The 14633-nt window shown below is 51.8% G+C and carries 12 protein-coding genes; 4 read left to right on the top strand and 8 right to left on the bottom strand.

Annotated elements, in window-relative coordinates; genetic code table 11:
• The 3 genes from BS640_RS22180 to yeaG all read right to left on the bottom strand — a co-directional run.
• On the bottom strand, positions 1–320 hold a 320-nt coding region (locus BS640_RS22180), incomplete at its 3' end, for a hypothetical protein (RefSeq protein ID WP_206600909.1).
• Positions 321–1262: 942 nt separating this feature from the next.
• Entirely contained in the window at positions 1263–2537 is a 1275-nt protein-coding gene (locus BS640_RS04980; RefSeq protein ID WP_017490997.1) for a YeaH/YhbH family protein, read from the bottom strand.
• A gap of 52 nt (positions 2538–2589) precedes the next feature.
• Positions 2590–4524 carry a protein kinase YeaG gene (gene yeaG, locus BS640_RS04975; RefSeq protein ID WP_017490998.1) on the bottom strand — a complete coding sequence of 645 codons (1935 nt, stop codon included), beginning with the start codon at positions 4522–4524 and terminating at the stop codon, positions 2590–2592.
• 473 nt (positions 4525–4997) lie between these two features.
• On the opposite strand from yeaG, the gene BS640_RS04970 reads away from it, so the two are divergent.
• Positions 4998–5747, top strand: coding sequence for a MipA/OmpV family protein (locus BS640_RS04970; protein WP_017490999.1), 750 nt, complete (start codon positions 4998–5000; stop codon positions 5745–5747).
• A gap of 203 nt (positions 5748–5950) precedes the next feature.
• Positions 5951–6805: an aldo/keto reductase gene (locus BS640_RS04965; RefSeq protein WP_017491001.1), complete on the top strand. Its 855-nt coding sequence runs from the start codon at positions 5951–5953 to the stop codon at positions 6803–6805.
• Positions 6806–6866: 61 nt separating this feature from the next.
• Here BS640_RS04965 and BS640_RS04960 read toward each other — a convergent pair whose 3' ends face one another.
• Together BS640_RS04960 and gapA are read right to left on the bottom strand one after the other, a co-directional pair.
• Positions 6867–7733, bottom strand: a complete 867-nt coding sequence (locus tag BS640_RS04960; protein ID WP_017491002.1) for a D-hexose-6-phosphate mutarotase — start codon at positions 7731–7733, stop codon at positions 6867–6869.
• A gap of 117 nt (positions 7734–7850) precedes the next feature.
• Positions 7851–8849: a glyceraldehyde-3-phosphate dehydrogenase gene (gene gapA / locus BS640_RS04955; RefSeq protein WP_017491003.1), complete on the bottom strand. Its 999-nt coding sequence runs from the start codon at positions 8847–8849 to the stop codon at positions 7851–7853.
• A 345-nt stretch (positions 8850–9194) separates the two neighbouring features.
• Between gapA and msrB the strand changes: the two genes are divergently transcribed.
• Positions 9195–9608, top strand: coding sequence for a peptide-methionine (R)-S-oxide reductase MsrB (msrB, locus tag BS640_RS04950; protein ID WP_017491004.1), 414 nt, complete (start codon positions 9195–9197; stop codon positions 9606–9608).
• A 130-nt stretch (positions 9609–9738) separates the two neighbouring features.
• Positions 9739–10014, top strand: a complete 276-nt coding sequence (locus BS640_RS04945) for a YeaC family protein (RefSeq protein ID WP_017491005.1) — start codon at positions 9739–9741, stop codon at positions 10012–10014.
• Between the two features lie 87 nt (positions 10015–10101).
• Here BS640_RS04945 and BS640_RS04940 read toward each other — a convergent pair whose 3' ends face one another.
• From BS640_RS04940 to BS640_RS04930, 3 genes are read right to left on the bottom strand one after another with little or no spacing between them, the layout of a single operon-like run.
• Positions 10102–11448, bottom strand: a complete 1347-nt coding sequence (locus BS640_RS04940) for an efflux transporter outer membrane subunit (protein WP_227956145.1) — start codon at positions 11446–11448, stop codon at positions 10102–10104.
• A 29-nt stretch (positions 11449–11477) separates the two neighbouring features.
• Positions 11478–13454 carry a MacB family efflux pump subunit gene (locus BS640_RS04935; RefSeq protein WP_084912102.1) on the bottom strand — a complete coding sequence of 659 codons (1977 nt, stop codon included), beginning with the start codon at positions 13452–13454 and terminating at the stop codon, positions 11478–11480.
• Entirely contained in the window at positions 13451–14596 is a 1146-nt protein-coding gene (locus tag BS640_RS04930; RefSeq protein WP_017491008.1) for an efflux RND transporter periplasmic adaptor subunit, read from the bottom strand. Before BS640_RS04930 ends, BS640_RS04935 begins: the two co-directional genes overlap by 4 nt.
• Positions 14597–14633: the final 37 nt, after the last annotated feature.

Here is a 14633-nt window from a genome sequence, read left to right as displayed (position 1 = left end):
GCTTTACGCTTCCAGATAATGTTGTTTTTATTTTTTACTCTGTAATAGATATAGGGAAATATGAATGAAAGCACAATAGATAAGGCAAATGCCAGGAAAAGCATCGGAGGATTACTGGTAGTAGGATACAAATAGTAGAAAGTCAGTGCGCTTGCAATTAAAAGAGTAATCACAGCCATCCGCCTCGATTTTCTTGCAGATGCATCAATATAACCTTTTATCATATGAGCCTTGCAGTTTGAACAATGCGTCACGTCTGCAGGCATTTCCGTATTACAAATAGAGCAGGTGTTAGTATCGGACCTGAGTTTATTATTCATTCGTTATACCGCTTCGTAGTCGTAAGTTTGAACTGTTAAAAGCATTCCATACGCTGGCATGGAGTAAAATGATTATTAATAGTAAAGCTATGTAATTAAATACTCTTATTGTGTCAATAGTTTAGAACACCAGCGCGCTTTATAGCAAACCTAAAACATAAAAAAAATCCGAGATGGGCTTTTAAGACCCTGTTTTGAAGGAGGCACGCAGGCGCGCGCAGAGCTCGCACGCTGTAGAGAGACATACCTTAAGGGATGAAGAGGGAAGTATGACGAGAGGGAGAGGGTAAACATGCCTCAAAAGAGGCATTATCATGTTTACGTCGGGCTGCTTTTCCTTTTCCAGATTATGTTATTTTTATTTTTAAACCTGTAATAAAGGTGTGGAACAATAACGATCAGAATTATTCCGACGATAAATACGCTGACTAACAGGACAATACTACCGGGTTCCTGCAGTTGAAAATAAAAGTACCCGCAGAGAATAATGAATAATGCAGCACGGAATAAATTGAGCTTTTTACGTTGCTGGGCATTGATGTGGCCAACGACTCTCTCGGCACCACATTGCTTACATCTGTCTGATTTCTCTTCTAAATTTGTGTGGCAAAAGGGGCAAACTTCTGTTTCTGGTGTAAGATCAGTATTCATTTATTGATACCGCGCTCGTGTGCGTGAATGAATGAAATAAACCTTGTCGGATCCATGGGAACTCCCATTCTAACGAGGGTGCTTACCTCAAATGCTGTCAGAGGGATGAGAATGACGCGCTGACCGGGATGATCCAAAATAGCCTGATCAATAGACTACACCCTGAGTGTGACATTGTATCGTTTATTATATTTATGAGTTACTGACGGCAGAGTAAACACTCCAGGTTGAATTACAAAAAAACAGCCAGTAAGGTTAATTACCGGCTGTGATTTTAATAAGCAATGAAGATTAGTTTTCTGTCGTCTGCTTGTGGAACAGTTCGCGGAATACAGGATAAATATCTTCCTGTTCACGGATGTGCTGCATAGCAAAGTTGCCAAAATGCTGCTGCAGAACCTCGTACTCACGCCACAGCGTCTGATGCGCACGACGCGTAATCTCGATATAGCTGTAATAACGTACCATCGGCAGAATTTTCTGCGCCAAAAGCTGGTGGCACAGCGGTGAGTCATCGGCCCAGTTATCGCCGTCCGACGCCTGCGCCGCATAGATGTTCCACTGAGCAGGGTCGTAGCGTTCCTGAATCACTTCATCCATCAACTTCAGTGCGCTGGAGACAATGGTTCCCCCCGTTTCCTGAGAGTAGAAGAACTCTTGTTCGTCGACCTCTTTCGCCTGAGTATGGTGACGTATATACACCACGTCGACGTTTTTATAGGTACGGCTCAGGAACAGATAGAGCAGGATATAGAAACGCTTAGCCATATCTTTGGTGGCCTGATCCATCGAACCGGATACGTCCATCAAACAGAACATCACCGCCTGACTCGAAGGCTCGGGGCGACGTTCATAGTTCTTGTAGCGCAGGTCGAAGGTGTCAATGAAAGGCACTTTGGCAATTTGCTGCCTCAACTCTGCAATTTCTTTTCGCAGCCGTTCCTCCTCTAACAGCTGGGCAGGTTCGCTGTTCTCAACCTCGGCAAGGTTGCTTTCCAGCTCACGCAGCGTTCGTTTTTTCCCTGCCGACATCGCCGTCCGGCGCGCCAACGAGTTTTGCAAAGAACGGACGACGCTAATATTGGCCGGAACCCCGTTGGAGGTGAAGCCCGAGCGGTGCGTTTTGTATTCAGTAAGCTGCTTATACTGGTTTTTCTTCAGGTTCGGCAGCGCCAGATCCTCAAAGAGCAGGTCGAGATATTCGTCTTTCGATATCTGGAAAGAGAATTCGTCCTGACCTTCACCATCCTGGCTGGCATCGCCTTGACCACTGCCGCCACCGCCTCCGCCCTGAGGGCGCTCAATGCGGTCGTTCTGCACGAAGTGATCGTTGCCAGGATGAACGCGGTGGCGTAACCCACCGCGGCCCTGATGAAACATGGGTTCGTTGATATCTTCAACGGGGATCGACACGGACTCCCCGCTGCTAACGTCGGTAACCGAACGCTTATTGATGGCCTCGGCGATCGACTGTTTTATTTGCGACTTATAGCGGCGCAAAAAGCGCTGGCGGTTAACCGCGCTTTTATTCTTGCCATTCAGTCGACGGTCAATAAAGTACGTCATATAGCCCCCAAACAACGTTGCCAACGATCCCCGCTTTGACTCCGAGTGCTTGTTACGATGATTTCCTCACGCGCAGATACCATTCACAAAGCAGGCGAACCTGTTTACGTGTATATCCTTTTTCCATCATTCGGTCGACAAAGTCATCGTGCTTTTTCTGCTCATCGGTCGACGTCTTGGCGTTAAAGGAGATAACTGGCAGCAACTCTTCGGTATTTGAGAACATTTTTTTCTCAATAACCGTGCGTAACTTCTCGTAACTTGTCCAGTTCGGATTACGACCACTATTATTAGCACGGGCTCGCAGAACGAAGTTGACTATTTCGTTACGGAAATCTTTAGGGTTGCTAATACCTGCCGGTTTCTCAATTTTTTCCAGCTCGGCATTCAGGGACTCACGGTCAAACAGCTGGCCGGTATCCGGGTCGCGATACTCCTGATCCTGGATCCAAAAGTCGGCATAGGTGACATAACGGTCGAAAATGTTCTGTCCGTATTCCGAATACGACTCAAGGTAGGCGGTCTGGATCTCTTTACCGATGAATTCGGCATATTTAGGGATCAAATAGCCTTTCAGGTGCTCGAGATATTTCTCTGCCACGTCCTGCGGGAACTGTTCACGCTCAATCTGCTGTTCCAGTACGTAGAACAGGTGAACCGGGTTGGCCGCCACTTCTGCATGGTCAAAGTTAAATACGCGAGACAGAATTTTGAAGGCAAAACGCGTAGACAGGCCGTTCATTCCTTCATCAACGCCGGCGTAGTCACGGTATTCCTGATACGACTTGGCTTTCGGGTCGGTATCTTTCAGGCTTTCACCGTCGTAAACCCGCATTTTGGAGAAAATGCTTGAGTTCTCAGGTGATTTCAGGCGTGAAAGGATAGAGAACCGCGCCAGGGTTTCAAGGGTTCCCGGTGCGCATGGTGCATGCACTAGTTCACTGTGGCTAAGCAGTTTGTCGTAAATCTTCATCTCTTCCGACACGCGCAGGCAGTAAGGCACCTTCACAATATAGACGCGGTCAAGGAAGGCTTCGTTGTTTTTGTTGTTGCGGAAGGTCACCCACTCAGATTCGTTGGAGTGTGCCAGGATAATCCCGTTAAACGGCAGGGCAGAGATCCCCTCAGTCCCGTTATAGTTACCTTCCTGGGTCGCGGTCAACAGCGGATGCAAGACCTTAATTGGCGCCTTGAACATCTCGACGAATTCCATCACACCCTGGTTTGCACGGCACAGTGCGCCTGAATAGCCGTAGGCGTCAGGATCGTTCTGCGCGTGGTTTTCAAGTTTGCGGATATCGACCTTACCCACCAGCGCCGAAATATCCTGATTGTTTTCGTCACCGGGTTCGGTCTTGGCTATCGCAATCTGTTCGAGAATTGACGGCCAGACTTTAACTACTTTGAACTTGGTGATATCGCCGCCAAACTCGTGCAGACGTTTTGCCGCCCAGGGCGACATAATAGTGCCGAGGTAGCGGGTTGGAATGTTGTATTCTTTTTCAAGAATATGGGCATCCTCCTGCGGATTAAACAGGCACAGAGGATGGTCGTTGACCGGGCTACGTTCACCGTTGGCGCTCAAGACGTAAATCGGAACCCTTTGCATTAACGCTTTTAGTCTTTCAGCCAGGGATGATTTACCGCCGCCGACTGGGCCGAGTAAATAGAGGATCTGTTTCTTCTCTTCCAGGCCCTGAGCGGCATGTTTGAGATAAGAGACAATTTGCTCGATTGCTTCCTCCATCCCATAGAATTCTTCAAAGGCTGGATAGCGTGCGACAACACGGTTGGAGAATAAACGCGACAGGCGTGGTTCAAGCGCGGTGTCGACCATGACGGGTTCACCTATTGCCATCAACAGGCGTTCCGCGGCATTAACATAAGCACTGCGATCTTGCCGAGCGATGGTAAGAAATTCCTGCAGTGTGAACTCTTCATCCTTGGCAGCTTCATAGCGCTGGCGATAATGGTCAAATATGTTCATAGATGCCCGTCCTTCGTTATTTAGCACAGGTTAAAGAGAGCCAATAAAGCGGTGATACAGCTCCCGGAAGAAAATTCCCCTTACTGACTATCTGTTAAAGATTTAGCAACCCTTATGCCAACTTATTGTTGCTCTATTTAATTTAAGTAGAGTCATGGTCAGTCATGAGCAACACGTACAGGTTACATCCTCAGCAAGTTTTTTCTCCTATATATAAGCGTAGTTTGACCTTGCAAAAATTTCCTGTGCGAAATGTTAGTTTTTTAAGCCATATCAAGGACTCAGTTATTGGAATACCGCTTTCAGGCCTTGCAGGACGTGGGGTGCAGGAATAATGAGCATTTTTTAGTCATAATTATTTCATAATCCGCATATAAATTATTCGGTTGCTTTAGGTTTTTGTGCGAATTCCCTGACGCTTCGTTACAGATGTTTTACACTGTCGCCGATTTCAAAACTTACGGATGAATGTAATGAAAACTGTCTTTCTCAAGGCTCTGCCTTTCGCTGCCGTTGCAGCAATGCTCTGCCAGTCCGCCTATGCGGGTGACCTGTCTCTGGGCGCAGCTGCGCTCGGCAGCTCCAGCGTTTATCGCGGATACGACACTAAAGTTTATCCGATCCCTGTTATCGACTACGAAGGAGACAATTTCTACTTCCATTCGCTGATGGGAGGATACTATCTGTGGAAAGACAAGCAAAATCAGCTGAGTCTGGTAGCAGGTTATAATCCTTTCGGTTTTAAACCGAGCGACAGTGACGACGACCAGATGAAACGTCTAAACCGTCGTCGCGGCACACTGATGGCCGGCGTAGCCTATAATCATGATGCGGAGTGGGGCACCCTTCGTGCCATGCTGACCGGCGATACGCTGAACTACAGCAATGGCATTGTCGGCGATTTGGCTTATCTTTATACCTTCCATGGCGACAAATGGGCCGTTGTCCCTGGCGTGGGTGTGATGTGGGACAGTGCTAACGAGAACAAATACTACTACGGCATTAACAGTAGCGAGTCTCACCGTAGCGGCCTGAACAGCTACAAGCCTGGCGACAGCGTTAACCCCTATGTTGAAGTTTCAGCACGTTACAGCTTTGCCCCACAGTGGCAGGCGTTCGTGACCGGTCGCTACATCCGCCTGGCTGATGAAATCAAAGACAGCCCTATGGTAGATAAATCTTATACTGGCGTCCTGATGACCGGAGTAAGCTATACCTTCTAATGACGGCATAAGCATCAAGGTGCACTAATTTGGTGCTTATTTTGCTACTTAATGGGGCGTTTCGCCCCATTTGCACGTCTGGAGGGCAGCGGCGACGTGGTCATTGATTTTGAGAACTGCCTCACAGTATTAAAGGTGAAGAGGCTTTGCACACTCTTAACGCTTTTCACACCGAATAATAATGACCTGGACAGGAGCAAATGATGAACGCGAAAACCGTAGAATTTCCTAATGGAACACGGGTACCCGCCGTTGGACAGGGTACCTGGTTTATGGGAGAGCGAGAGTCGGCCTTTCGCTCTGAAGTCAATGCCTTACAGCAGGGGATTGACCTGGGGATGACCCTGATTGATACCGCAGAAATGTATGCCGACGGTGGGGCTGAACGAGTGGTGGGTGAGGCGATTGCCGGTCGCAGGGATAAAGTTTACCTGGTCTCGAAAGTCTATCCGCAGAACGCAGGGGGCGCTCGCGCAGTGAAAGCCTGTGAACAGAGCTTGCACCGTCTTAAAACGGACTGTATCGACCTCTATCTGTTGCACTGGCGTGGATCGATCCCACTTGAAGAAACTGTGCTTGCCATGGAGTTATTGCAAAAAGCCGGTAAAATTCGACAGTGGGGTGTCTCGAATCTTGACACCCATGATCTCGACGAGCTCTGGCAGGTGCAGGGGGGACAGAAGTGCATGACCGATCAGGTGCTTTACCATGCTGCTTCTCGCGGGATTGAACACCAACTTCTGCCCTGGTGTCGCGACCATGAGATGCCGATTATGGCTTATTGTCCGCTGGCACAGGCGGGTAATCTCCGGCAGGAGGTGTTGCATCATCCCATTATGCAACAGCTGGCGAGGGCAAGAAACGTCAGCAGTGCGCAAATCGCGCTGGCGTGGGTAACGCGTTTCGATAACGTGATTGCTATTCCGAAAGCCGTACAGCCTGACCACGTCAAAGAGAATGCCGCCGCACTTAACCTGCGTCTCAACGCACACGAACTCGCGCTTATCGACCAGGCGTTCCCCGCTCCGAATCAAAAGACTCCACTGGATATCGTTTAAAAAAAGGGACGACAGAGGTCGTCCCTTTTTGGCGCTACCTTTTATTTAAAACCCAAGGCTTTTATTTAATACCAAAGACGATCGCCAGTTTCGCGGGTGCCGCGGCGGTGCTTATCTGGGAATGTGAGATAGCCGCGGTCTCGACGCAAACCATGGTTTTATAGCCGTCATCGGCCATGTCTTTCATCGATGCGGAATTCTCCGCACCCGGATTCCAGCTCACCACGTCGCTATTGCCTTGATGTTTAACGCTAAGGGTTCGTTTGAGCACCGGATCGACAATCAGGCTTTCTTTTTCGGGATCGGTAAAGATGCGATCCGTTAAGCCATTGAACGTCAGTGGGCCTTGCAACAACGCGGTTTCGCCATTGGCCACCTTATCGATATAAGGCTGGCCTAAACCTTCTACCTTCACCTCGCTAATGTCACCAATCTCGAAGTAGGCGTGCAGGGCGCTGGTGGTCTCAAAGTCGCCGTGCGACTCGAGTTCGATGGAGCATTGATCGCCGAAAGAGAAATGTGCATGCAAGGTAAAGGCGTGCGGCCAATATTTGCGCGTCTCTTCACTGTCTTTCAGCGTAAGGGTCAGGTTGACCACCGAATCATTCTCTCTGTGCGCGGTTAACTGCCAGGGTAGGTTGCGTGCGAAGCCGTGAGAGGGTTTACCTGCGGGCCCAAACCAGGGCCAACACACGGGAACGCCGCCTCGGATGGCAACACCCGGCTCGAAGGCAGTTTCGCTGCTCAGCCAGATGACCGGTTTCTGGCCAGTCGGTTGCCAGCTCACCAGATGTGCGCCCTGAAGCGTGATGGCCGCACGACCCTTCGGATGCGTGATAACCAGCAATGGCAGGTCTGCAATTTGGCTTTGGCTGATAGAAGGAGAGATTTGTTTGGTCACGGGAAGCGTGAAAAATTGTTCGCTCATGGTGTAGTCCTGTGCAATATCGAGTGAAAACTACGACAGGGAAGAACTGACAGACGTTGGGCTAAACGAAAAAGGGCGACTTATCGTCGCCCTCTGTCAGTCCAACACAACGTTAACTTATTTGTTAGCGATGTGAGAGATCAGGTCCAGAACTTTATTTGAGTAGCCAGTTTCGTTGTCGTACCAGGAAACCAGTTTCACAAAGTTGTCGTTCAGAGCGATACCTGCTTTAGCATCGAATACAGAAGTCAGTTTTTCGCCGTTGAAATCGGTAGAAACCACTTCGTCTTCAGTGTAGCCCAGGATACCTTTCAGCTCGTTTTCTGAAGCGCGTTTCAGTTCTGCACAAATTTCTTTGTAAGAAGCTGGTTTTTCCAGACGCGCAGTCAGGTCAACAACGGAAACGTTAGGGGTAGGTACGCGGAAAGCCATACCGGTCAGTTTACCGTTAAGAGCAGGAATAACTTTACCTACTGCTTTAGCTGCACCGGTAGAAGAAGGGATGATGTTCTGAGATGCGCCGCGGCCGCCGCGCCAGTCTTTGTGAGACGGGCCATCAACGGTTTTCTGAGTTGCAGTCGTTGCGTGAACAGTGGTCATCAGCGCTTCAACGATACCGAACTTGTCGTTGATAACTTTAGCCAGTGGCGCCAGGCAGTTGGTGGTACAAGAAGCGTTAGAAACGATTTCCTGACCATCGTAAGAGTTGTGGTTCACGCCCATCACGAACATAGGAGTGTCATCTTTAGAAGGGCCAGTCAGAACAACTTTCTTAGCGCCAGCTTCGATGTGTTTACGTGCGGTTTCGTCGGTCAGGAAGATACCGGTAGCTTCCGCTACAACGTCAACGTTCACTTCATTCCATTTCAGGTTAGCTGGGTCACGCTCAGCGGTAACGCGGATGGTTTTGCCGTTAACAACCAGATGACCGTCTTTTACTTCAACGGTGCCGTCAAAACGACCGTGAGTAGAGTCATATTTCAGCATGTATGCCATGTAGTCAGCGTCTAACAGGTCGTTGATAGCAACGATTTCGATGTCAGAACGTTCCTGCGCAGCACGGAAAACGATACGGCCGATACGGCCAAAACCGTTGATACCTACTTTGATAGTCATATATTCCACCAGCTATTTTTCAGTGAATAAAGGTTGATTGTAAAATTACAAAAACCTTGGTGAGCGTCAAGCGGAATCGCAACAATTGTTGCGGTAAGTCAAACCTTGCACCTACTATTGTTCGCTTATTGTACGTTCCGTTTCATTATCAGCTGTTACGCATATTGGGGCGTATTTACGGGGTTTAAACTGCCGCAGATCAAATATGTGATCACCATCACACATGTCTGCGCCCCGCACCAATGGCATAGAGTTTAAGCCAAAACCGGCTGACTCGTTGTTACTTTTTTGTTATTATTAACTGTTATTTTAGTTGATTTTTTCATCTCGAAGAGAACGGCACCCATGGCCAACGAATTCAAAGATACCCCTCAAAATCCAGAACTTACTGAAATTCAACGTTATGTGACGCAAGAGCGCGGCACGGAGCGCCCCTACACCGGAAAATTGCTGCACAATACGCGTGACGGCATCTATCACTGCCTGTGCTGTAATGCGCCGCTGTTTTACTCGGACACCAAGTTTGATGCGGGCTGTGGATGGCCGAGCTTCTATCAACCGGTGACGCATGATGCTATTCGCTATCTTACCGATAATTCTCATGGGATGGAGCGCGTAGAGATCCGCTGTTCCAACTGTGACGCGCATTTGGGCCACGTTTTCCCTGATGGTCCAGAGCCTACAGGTGACCGTTACTGTGTGAATTCCGCGTCAATGAGCTTCATTGATGGCGAGAACGGCGAGAAGACTGCAGGCTAATTTCTTCGGCAGACCCGGCAAGTTCCGCGTCGGGTCTGCCGCAGGGAAATATTAAAAACATTTAACAAAATCGATTCAGCCATTTATTCATCAAGCTGGAATAATTCTGTGAAGCGTGGGAGTGTTTTGAATGGAAATTCGTGAACTTGTCGACGTCATGACCCCTGAAATTTACCAACGTCTCGCCTTGGCCGTCGAGTTGGGCAAATGGCCGGACGGCGTCCGTTTGACCGAGCAGCAAAAAGAGCACAGCCTTCAGGTCGTCATGCTCTATCAGGCACGCCATAACGTTGACGCCCAGCATATGACGGTGGGTACCGATGGCCAGATAGTCACAAAGAGTAAGCAAGAGCTTAAGCACCAGTTTCTCCAGGAAAGCTTGATCAAGATTAAGAATGGTTCCTGACAGTAAACCGGTGTTCCTCTAACCAATCTCTAGAGACAGGGGCTGGCACCGGACGAGTCCCAACCCTTAATTGTTCACATGGCGAGGTCATTGGCGCTGGTGATAATCGCCGCCGAGCGCCGCATAGATCTGGACCGCATTATTTCGGCGCGCCAGCGTATTTTGCATCAGGTTCAACGTCGCTCGTCGACGAGCGCCTTTTGCGTCGAGCCAAGGTTGAATGTCTGTGCGCCCAAGCTGCCAGCGTGAGAAGGTCACGCGTTCAGCCTCCTGCGTCAGGGCCAGCGCTTCATTGAGATACTGTGCCTGTTCGCTCAAACGGACGCGGGCGGAGAGTGCGTCTTCTGTTTCCTGCAACGCGCGATACAGCGTTTTTCTGAAACTGACCGACTCGGCTTCATAGGCCACGCGAGCACTCTGGTTACTGAGCCGGGCGGTATTAAACTGAACGAATGGCAGGGTGAGCGCGGCGGCCAACTGCCCTATGGGGTTGGCCAGATACTGCGTCAGCGTGGGACTTGAGGTGCCATAGCTGCCGGTCAAGGTCAGGGAAGGGTAAAAACTAAGACGCGTGGCATCGGCATCCGCCAGACTGCTGCGCACCCTCAGTTCTGCGGCGTGAACATCGGCACGCCGTGAGAGCAGGTCCACCGGTAATCCTGCCGCAGGGACAGGCAAGACAGTGTCCGGCAAGTCATCAAGCTCGGGCTGTGGTGACTCCGGTGGCGCGCCCATCAGTAGCGCAAACGCATGTCTGGTCTCGACAATTTGCTGCTCAAGCTGCGATAACGTTGCCTGCTGGCTGACTACCGACTGCCGGGCAAATACCTGATCCCCTCCCGAAATTGCCCCCGCGCGATAGCGAATCTGCGTTAGCTCCAGAGTACTGCGCGCGTCATGCAGGTCGGCGAACGCCTGGGTGCGCAGACGATGCAAATAACCAAGCTGCCAACGCGTCTGCGCAACGGCAACGCAAATCGCCAGACGCGCCGCCCGCCAGTCGTTTTCGCTCGCCTGTGCATCGAGTTCGGCCGCTTCGCGCTGCGCCATCGCTGTCCCCCAGATGTCCAGCGGATAGCTCAACGTGAAATTTCCCCCCGCAAAGCGCGAAGTGGAAGGAGCAAAACCCTCGGGGGAGTTCATTGGGCGACTGACGCCGGCATTGAATCCCAGTGAATCCGAGGGCCAGCGTGAAAGCCCGCTTAATGACGACTGAATCTGTGCCAGCTTCGCCCGCAGCGCGCTAAGCTTAATATCGTCATTTTGACGCAGCGCCTGCGCCAATACTGCGGGCAGATCCGCGTCACCCAGAGAGGCCCAAAAATCGGTCTGCTCTTTCGTCGCAGGGGACGGCATACTCCAGTGCGTGGGGAGCTGCGGCGGCGTGGGCGGAGAACTTCGCAGCAGGCCGCAGCCGCTTAACGGGATTAACATACTCAACAGCATAAGCCTGCGCAGGTTTCTCATTCGCGAGCCAGCGCTTCTGCGGGGTCTAAGCGGGCGGCCTGCCAGGCAGGAAGCCAACCCGAAAGCATGCCGACCACGACCGCACAGCCCACGGCAATCAGCATGGCCTTCAACGAAAATACCATCTGCCACGAGGGTATAAACAGCGCCAGCACAGCGCCGAGGCCGAGTGACACCGTAACGCCAATCGCGGCACCTATCAGACAGAGCAGCACGGCTTCGGTCAGGAATTGCCATTGGATATCGCGCGGACGCGCACCGACCGCCATACGTACCCCCGTTTCTCGGGTGCGTTCAGTGACTGAGACCAGCATGATGTTCATCACGCCAATACCCCCGACCAGCAGTGAAATCAGGGCGATCAGCGATAAAAACAGCGTTAGCGCAAAACTGGTTTTTTCAATAGAACTCACGAAAGCCGCGCTGTCCTGCATATAAAAGTCCTGCCGCCCGTGCAGACGAGTCAGGAGGCTTTGTATCGCTTTTTTTGCCGATTCTGACGTGAGGCCGTTTTCCAATGAAACGGCTATTGAACTGAACCAGTTCTGACCGAGAAGCCGGCTGCTGGCGGTGGTCCAGGGCATCCACAGCGTTAGCGCCCCGTTATTGTAGGCTGAAGTACTGCGCATGACGCCCACGATACGGCACGGCTGTGTGCCGACCAGAATAATTTGACCCAGCGGGTCTATACCCGTCGGAAAAAGTTTCTGCTGCAAGGCCTGATTGATGATAACCACAGAGCCGTTTTGCGCCACGTCACGCGGCAGCAGGCTGCGGCCTGCCAGCGTCTCAAGATTGCTGGTTTCAAGGAATTCTGCACTGGTGCCGTTGACGCTGGCGTTGGTGTCTGCGCGCTGCCAGCGAATACGCAGACTGGCGTTGACGTTGGGCGTTGCGGCTTTTACCCAGGGCTGGGCCAGCAGTAGCTTGAGATCTCTCGGGCCGAGCGATCGTCGGCTTGCGGCCTCATCATCACCGAAACCTTTGCCCGGATGCAGCGTGATGACGTTGCCGCCCAGCGTGGCGAGCGTATCCAGAACGTAGCGTCTTGCCCCTTCACCGGCGGCGTTGAGACAGACGACGGAAACAATGCCAATCACGATGCCCAGCAGCGTGAGGCCGGAACGCATCTTGTGAACCGAGAGCGTGCGGCAGGCGCCGAGTAGATTATCGGTGATGGCTTCCCAGCGAGTGAGCCGCCGGTGAGGCGTCTCTCCCTGGGTTCCAGCAACTAAAGGGGGCGCATTAACGTCTTTCGATTTTTCAACGTATTCCGATTTTTCGGCCTGATTGGGTTGGTCTGAGCAGAGCTGTCCATCGCAGAGTCGGAGAATACGCCCGGCATAGCGTGCAACCTCGATGTCATGGGTGATGATAATGACCGTGTGCCCCTGACGATGTAACTGCTGTAATAATTGCATCACATCACGGCCGTTTTGGCTGTCCAGTGCGCCCGTCGGCTCATCGGCCAGAATAATCTCCCCGCCGTTAATCAGGGCTCGGGCAATACTGACACGCTGCTGCTGGCCGCCAGAAAGGCGAGTGACGCCGCGTGTCTCCAGGCCGCTCAGACCCAACTGACTCAGGAGACGCAAGGCTTTATCACGCCGCAGCGCGCGCGGATGACGGGCATAACGAGCAGGGACCTCGACGTTATCGGCTACCGACAGCGACGGGATCAGATGGTAACGCTGAAAAATAAACCCGAACCGCTCTCTGCGCAGGCGCGCGCGGGCGTTGCTGTCAAAATGCTGAACGTCTCGCCCATCGATGCGATAAGCCCCGTCACTCGGCCGGTCCAGGCAGCCAAGGATATTCATCAGCGTGGACTTTCCCGAGCCAGACGGCCCCATAATCGCCACCATCTCGCCGGCATGAATATCCAAAGAAAGGTTATTGAGCACCGTGACTTCCGCGTTTCCGTTCTGAAAACGGCGACTAATAGCGGTCAGAGAGAGCAGCGGCGGCGTCATTTCGTCGTCTCGCTCGGCGGCAGGCTCGCTATCACCAACGCCTCCCCGTCCTGTAAACCCTCCTTGACCTCAATCCTCGTACCGTCGTCAATGCCGGTCAGGATGGTTCGTGCGACCGTTTTCCCCTCGGTGCCCATCAGGTTGACCCGATAGTGGCTGGCGTCAATCTGCGGGCCAAGGGCGGTGACGGGGATCGTGAGCACGTTATCGGCGCGTTGCAGCACAACGCTGACCAACGCAGTCATCTCAGGCCTAAGCGTGCCCTGCGGATTGGCGACGTCAAACAGGGCATTATAAAAAACGGCATTGTTAATGGTCTCCGGCGCGGGTTCGAGGGTGCGAAGCGTGCTACATAACGGGCGAGTGTCGGCTCCAAGGGTGGTAAAACACACCGGCAGGCCAGGTTTTACCCGGCTGATGTCTGCCTCGGGGATCTGCGCGCGTACGGTCATGATGCTTAGGTCAGCAATCTGTAAAATAACCGGTATCTGGTAGGAGGCCACGACTGTCTGGCCAGCTTGGGTATTGACCGACACCACCGTGCCGCTAACCGGCGCGATAATCCGCGTGTAGCCAAGATTGGTCTTGGCGGTATCGACGCGAATTTGCTGCTGGTGGATTTGTGCATTCATCGAGGTGAGTTGTGCCTGCTGCACCGCGATATCCGCCTCGGCCGACTCCACGTCCTGCTGCGAGGCCGCGCTTTGCGTATACATTGCCTGCTGGCGTTTGAGCAACAGGGCAGAGCGCTTCACCAGCGCCTGATTAGCCCTCTTTTGCGCCAGTAAACTGTTGAGCGCAACCTCGGCATCCTGCAGGGTATTCTGGGACAGGGTAGGGTCAATCTCGCCGAGCACTTGACCTTGATGAACAAAGTCTCCGGGCGTGACGCTTAGGGTTTTAAGCTGCCCCGAGGCCTGAGAACCGACGTCGATGCGTTTAATCGGCTGGAGAATGCCGCTGGCCATGACGGTAAGTTCGAGCGTTTGCCGGGTGACCCTGACGGTCAGCGGCGGAGCAGGAGACGCGGTAAACGCTTCCCCATCTCCCCAGAATAAGAAGGCTAACAACAGCAGTAAAATAATTACGCCAATCTCTTTTTTATATTTTATGTTTTTTTTAGGCGGTAGGCGCGGTGGCATTATTTATAAGATCCTTCAAGGTGCGCTTCGTAATAAC

The organism is Rouxiella badensis (assembly GCF_002093665.1).
Classification (GTDB): domain Bacteria; phylum Pseudomonadota; class Gammaproteobacteria; order Enterobacterales; family Enterobacteriaceae; genus Rouxiella; species Rouxiella badensis.
The sequence above is the reverse complement of the archived record's forward strand: the minus strand, read 5'-3'. Positions and strand labels throughout refer to the sequence as shown.

Bases quoted from the DNA above. Each gene is read 5' to 3' on its own strand.
- BS640_RS04980 (WP_017490997.1), bottom strand. From the start codon at position 2,537: ATGACGTACTTTATTGACCGTCGACTGAATGGCAAGAATAAAAGCGCG.
- BS640_RS04965 (WP_017491001.1), top strand. From the start codon at position 5,951: ATGAACGCGAAAACCGTAGAATTTCCTAATGGAACACGGGTACCCGCC.
- gapA (WP_017491003.1), bottom strand. From the start codon at position 8,849: ATGACTATCAAAGTAGGTATCAACGGTTTTGGCCGTATCGGCCGTATC.
- BS640_RS04930 (WP_017491008.1), bottom strand. From the start codon at position 14,596: ATGCCACCGCGCCTACCGCCTAAAAAAAACATAAAATATAAAAAAGAG.
- BS640_RS04945 (WP_017491005.1), top strand. From the start codon at position 9,739: ATGGAAATTCGTGAACTTGTCGACGTCATGACCCCTGAAATTTACCAA.
- yeaG (WP_017490998.1), bottom strand. From the start codon at position 4,524: ATGAACATATTTGACCATTATCGCCAGCGCTATGAAGCTGCCAAGGAT.
- BS640_RS04935 (WP_084912102.1), bottom strand. From the start codon at position 13,454: ATGACGCCGCCGCTGCTCTCTCTGACCGCTATTAGTCGCCGTTTTCAG.
- BS640_RS04970 (WP_017490999.1), top strand. From the start codon at position 4,998: ATGAAAACTGTCTTTCTCAAGGCTCTGCCTTTCGCTGCCGTTGCAGCA.
- BS640_RS04940 (WP_227956145.1), bottom strand. From the start codon at position 11,448: ATGTTAATCCCGTTAAGCGGCTGCGGCCTGCTGCGAAGTTCTCCGCCC.
- msrB (WP_017491004.1), top strand. From the start codon at position 9,195: ATGGCCAACGAATTCAAAGATACCCCTCAAAATCCAGAACTTACTGAA.
- BS640_RS04960 (WP_017491002.1), bottom strand. From the start codon at position 7,733: ATGAGCGAACAATTTTTCACGCTTCCCGTGACCAAACAAATCTCTCCT.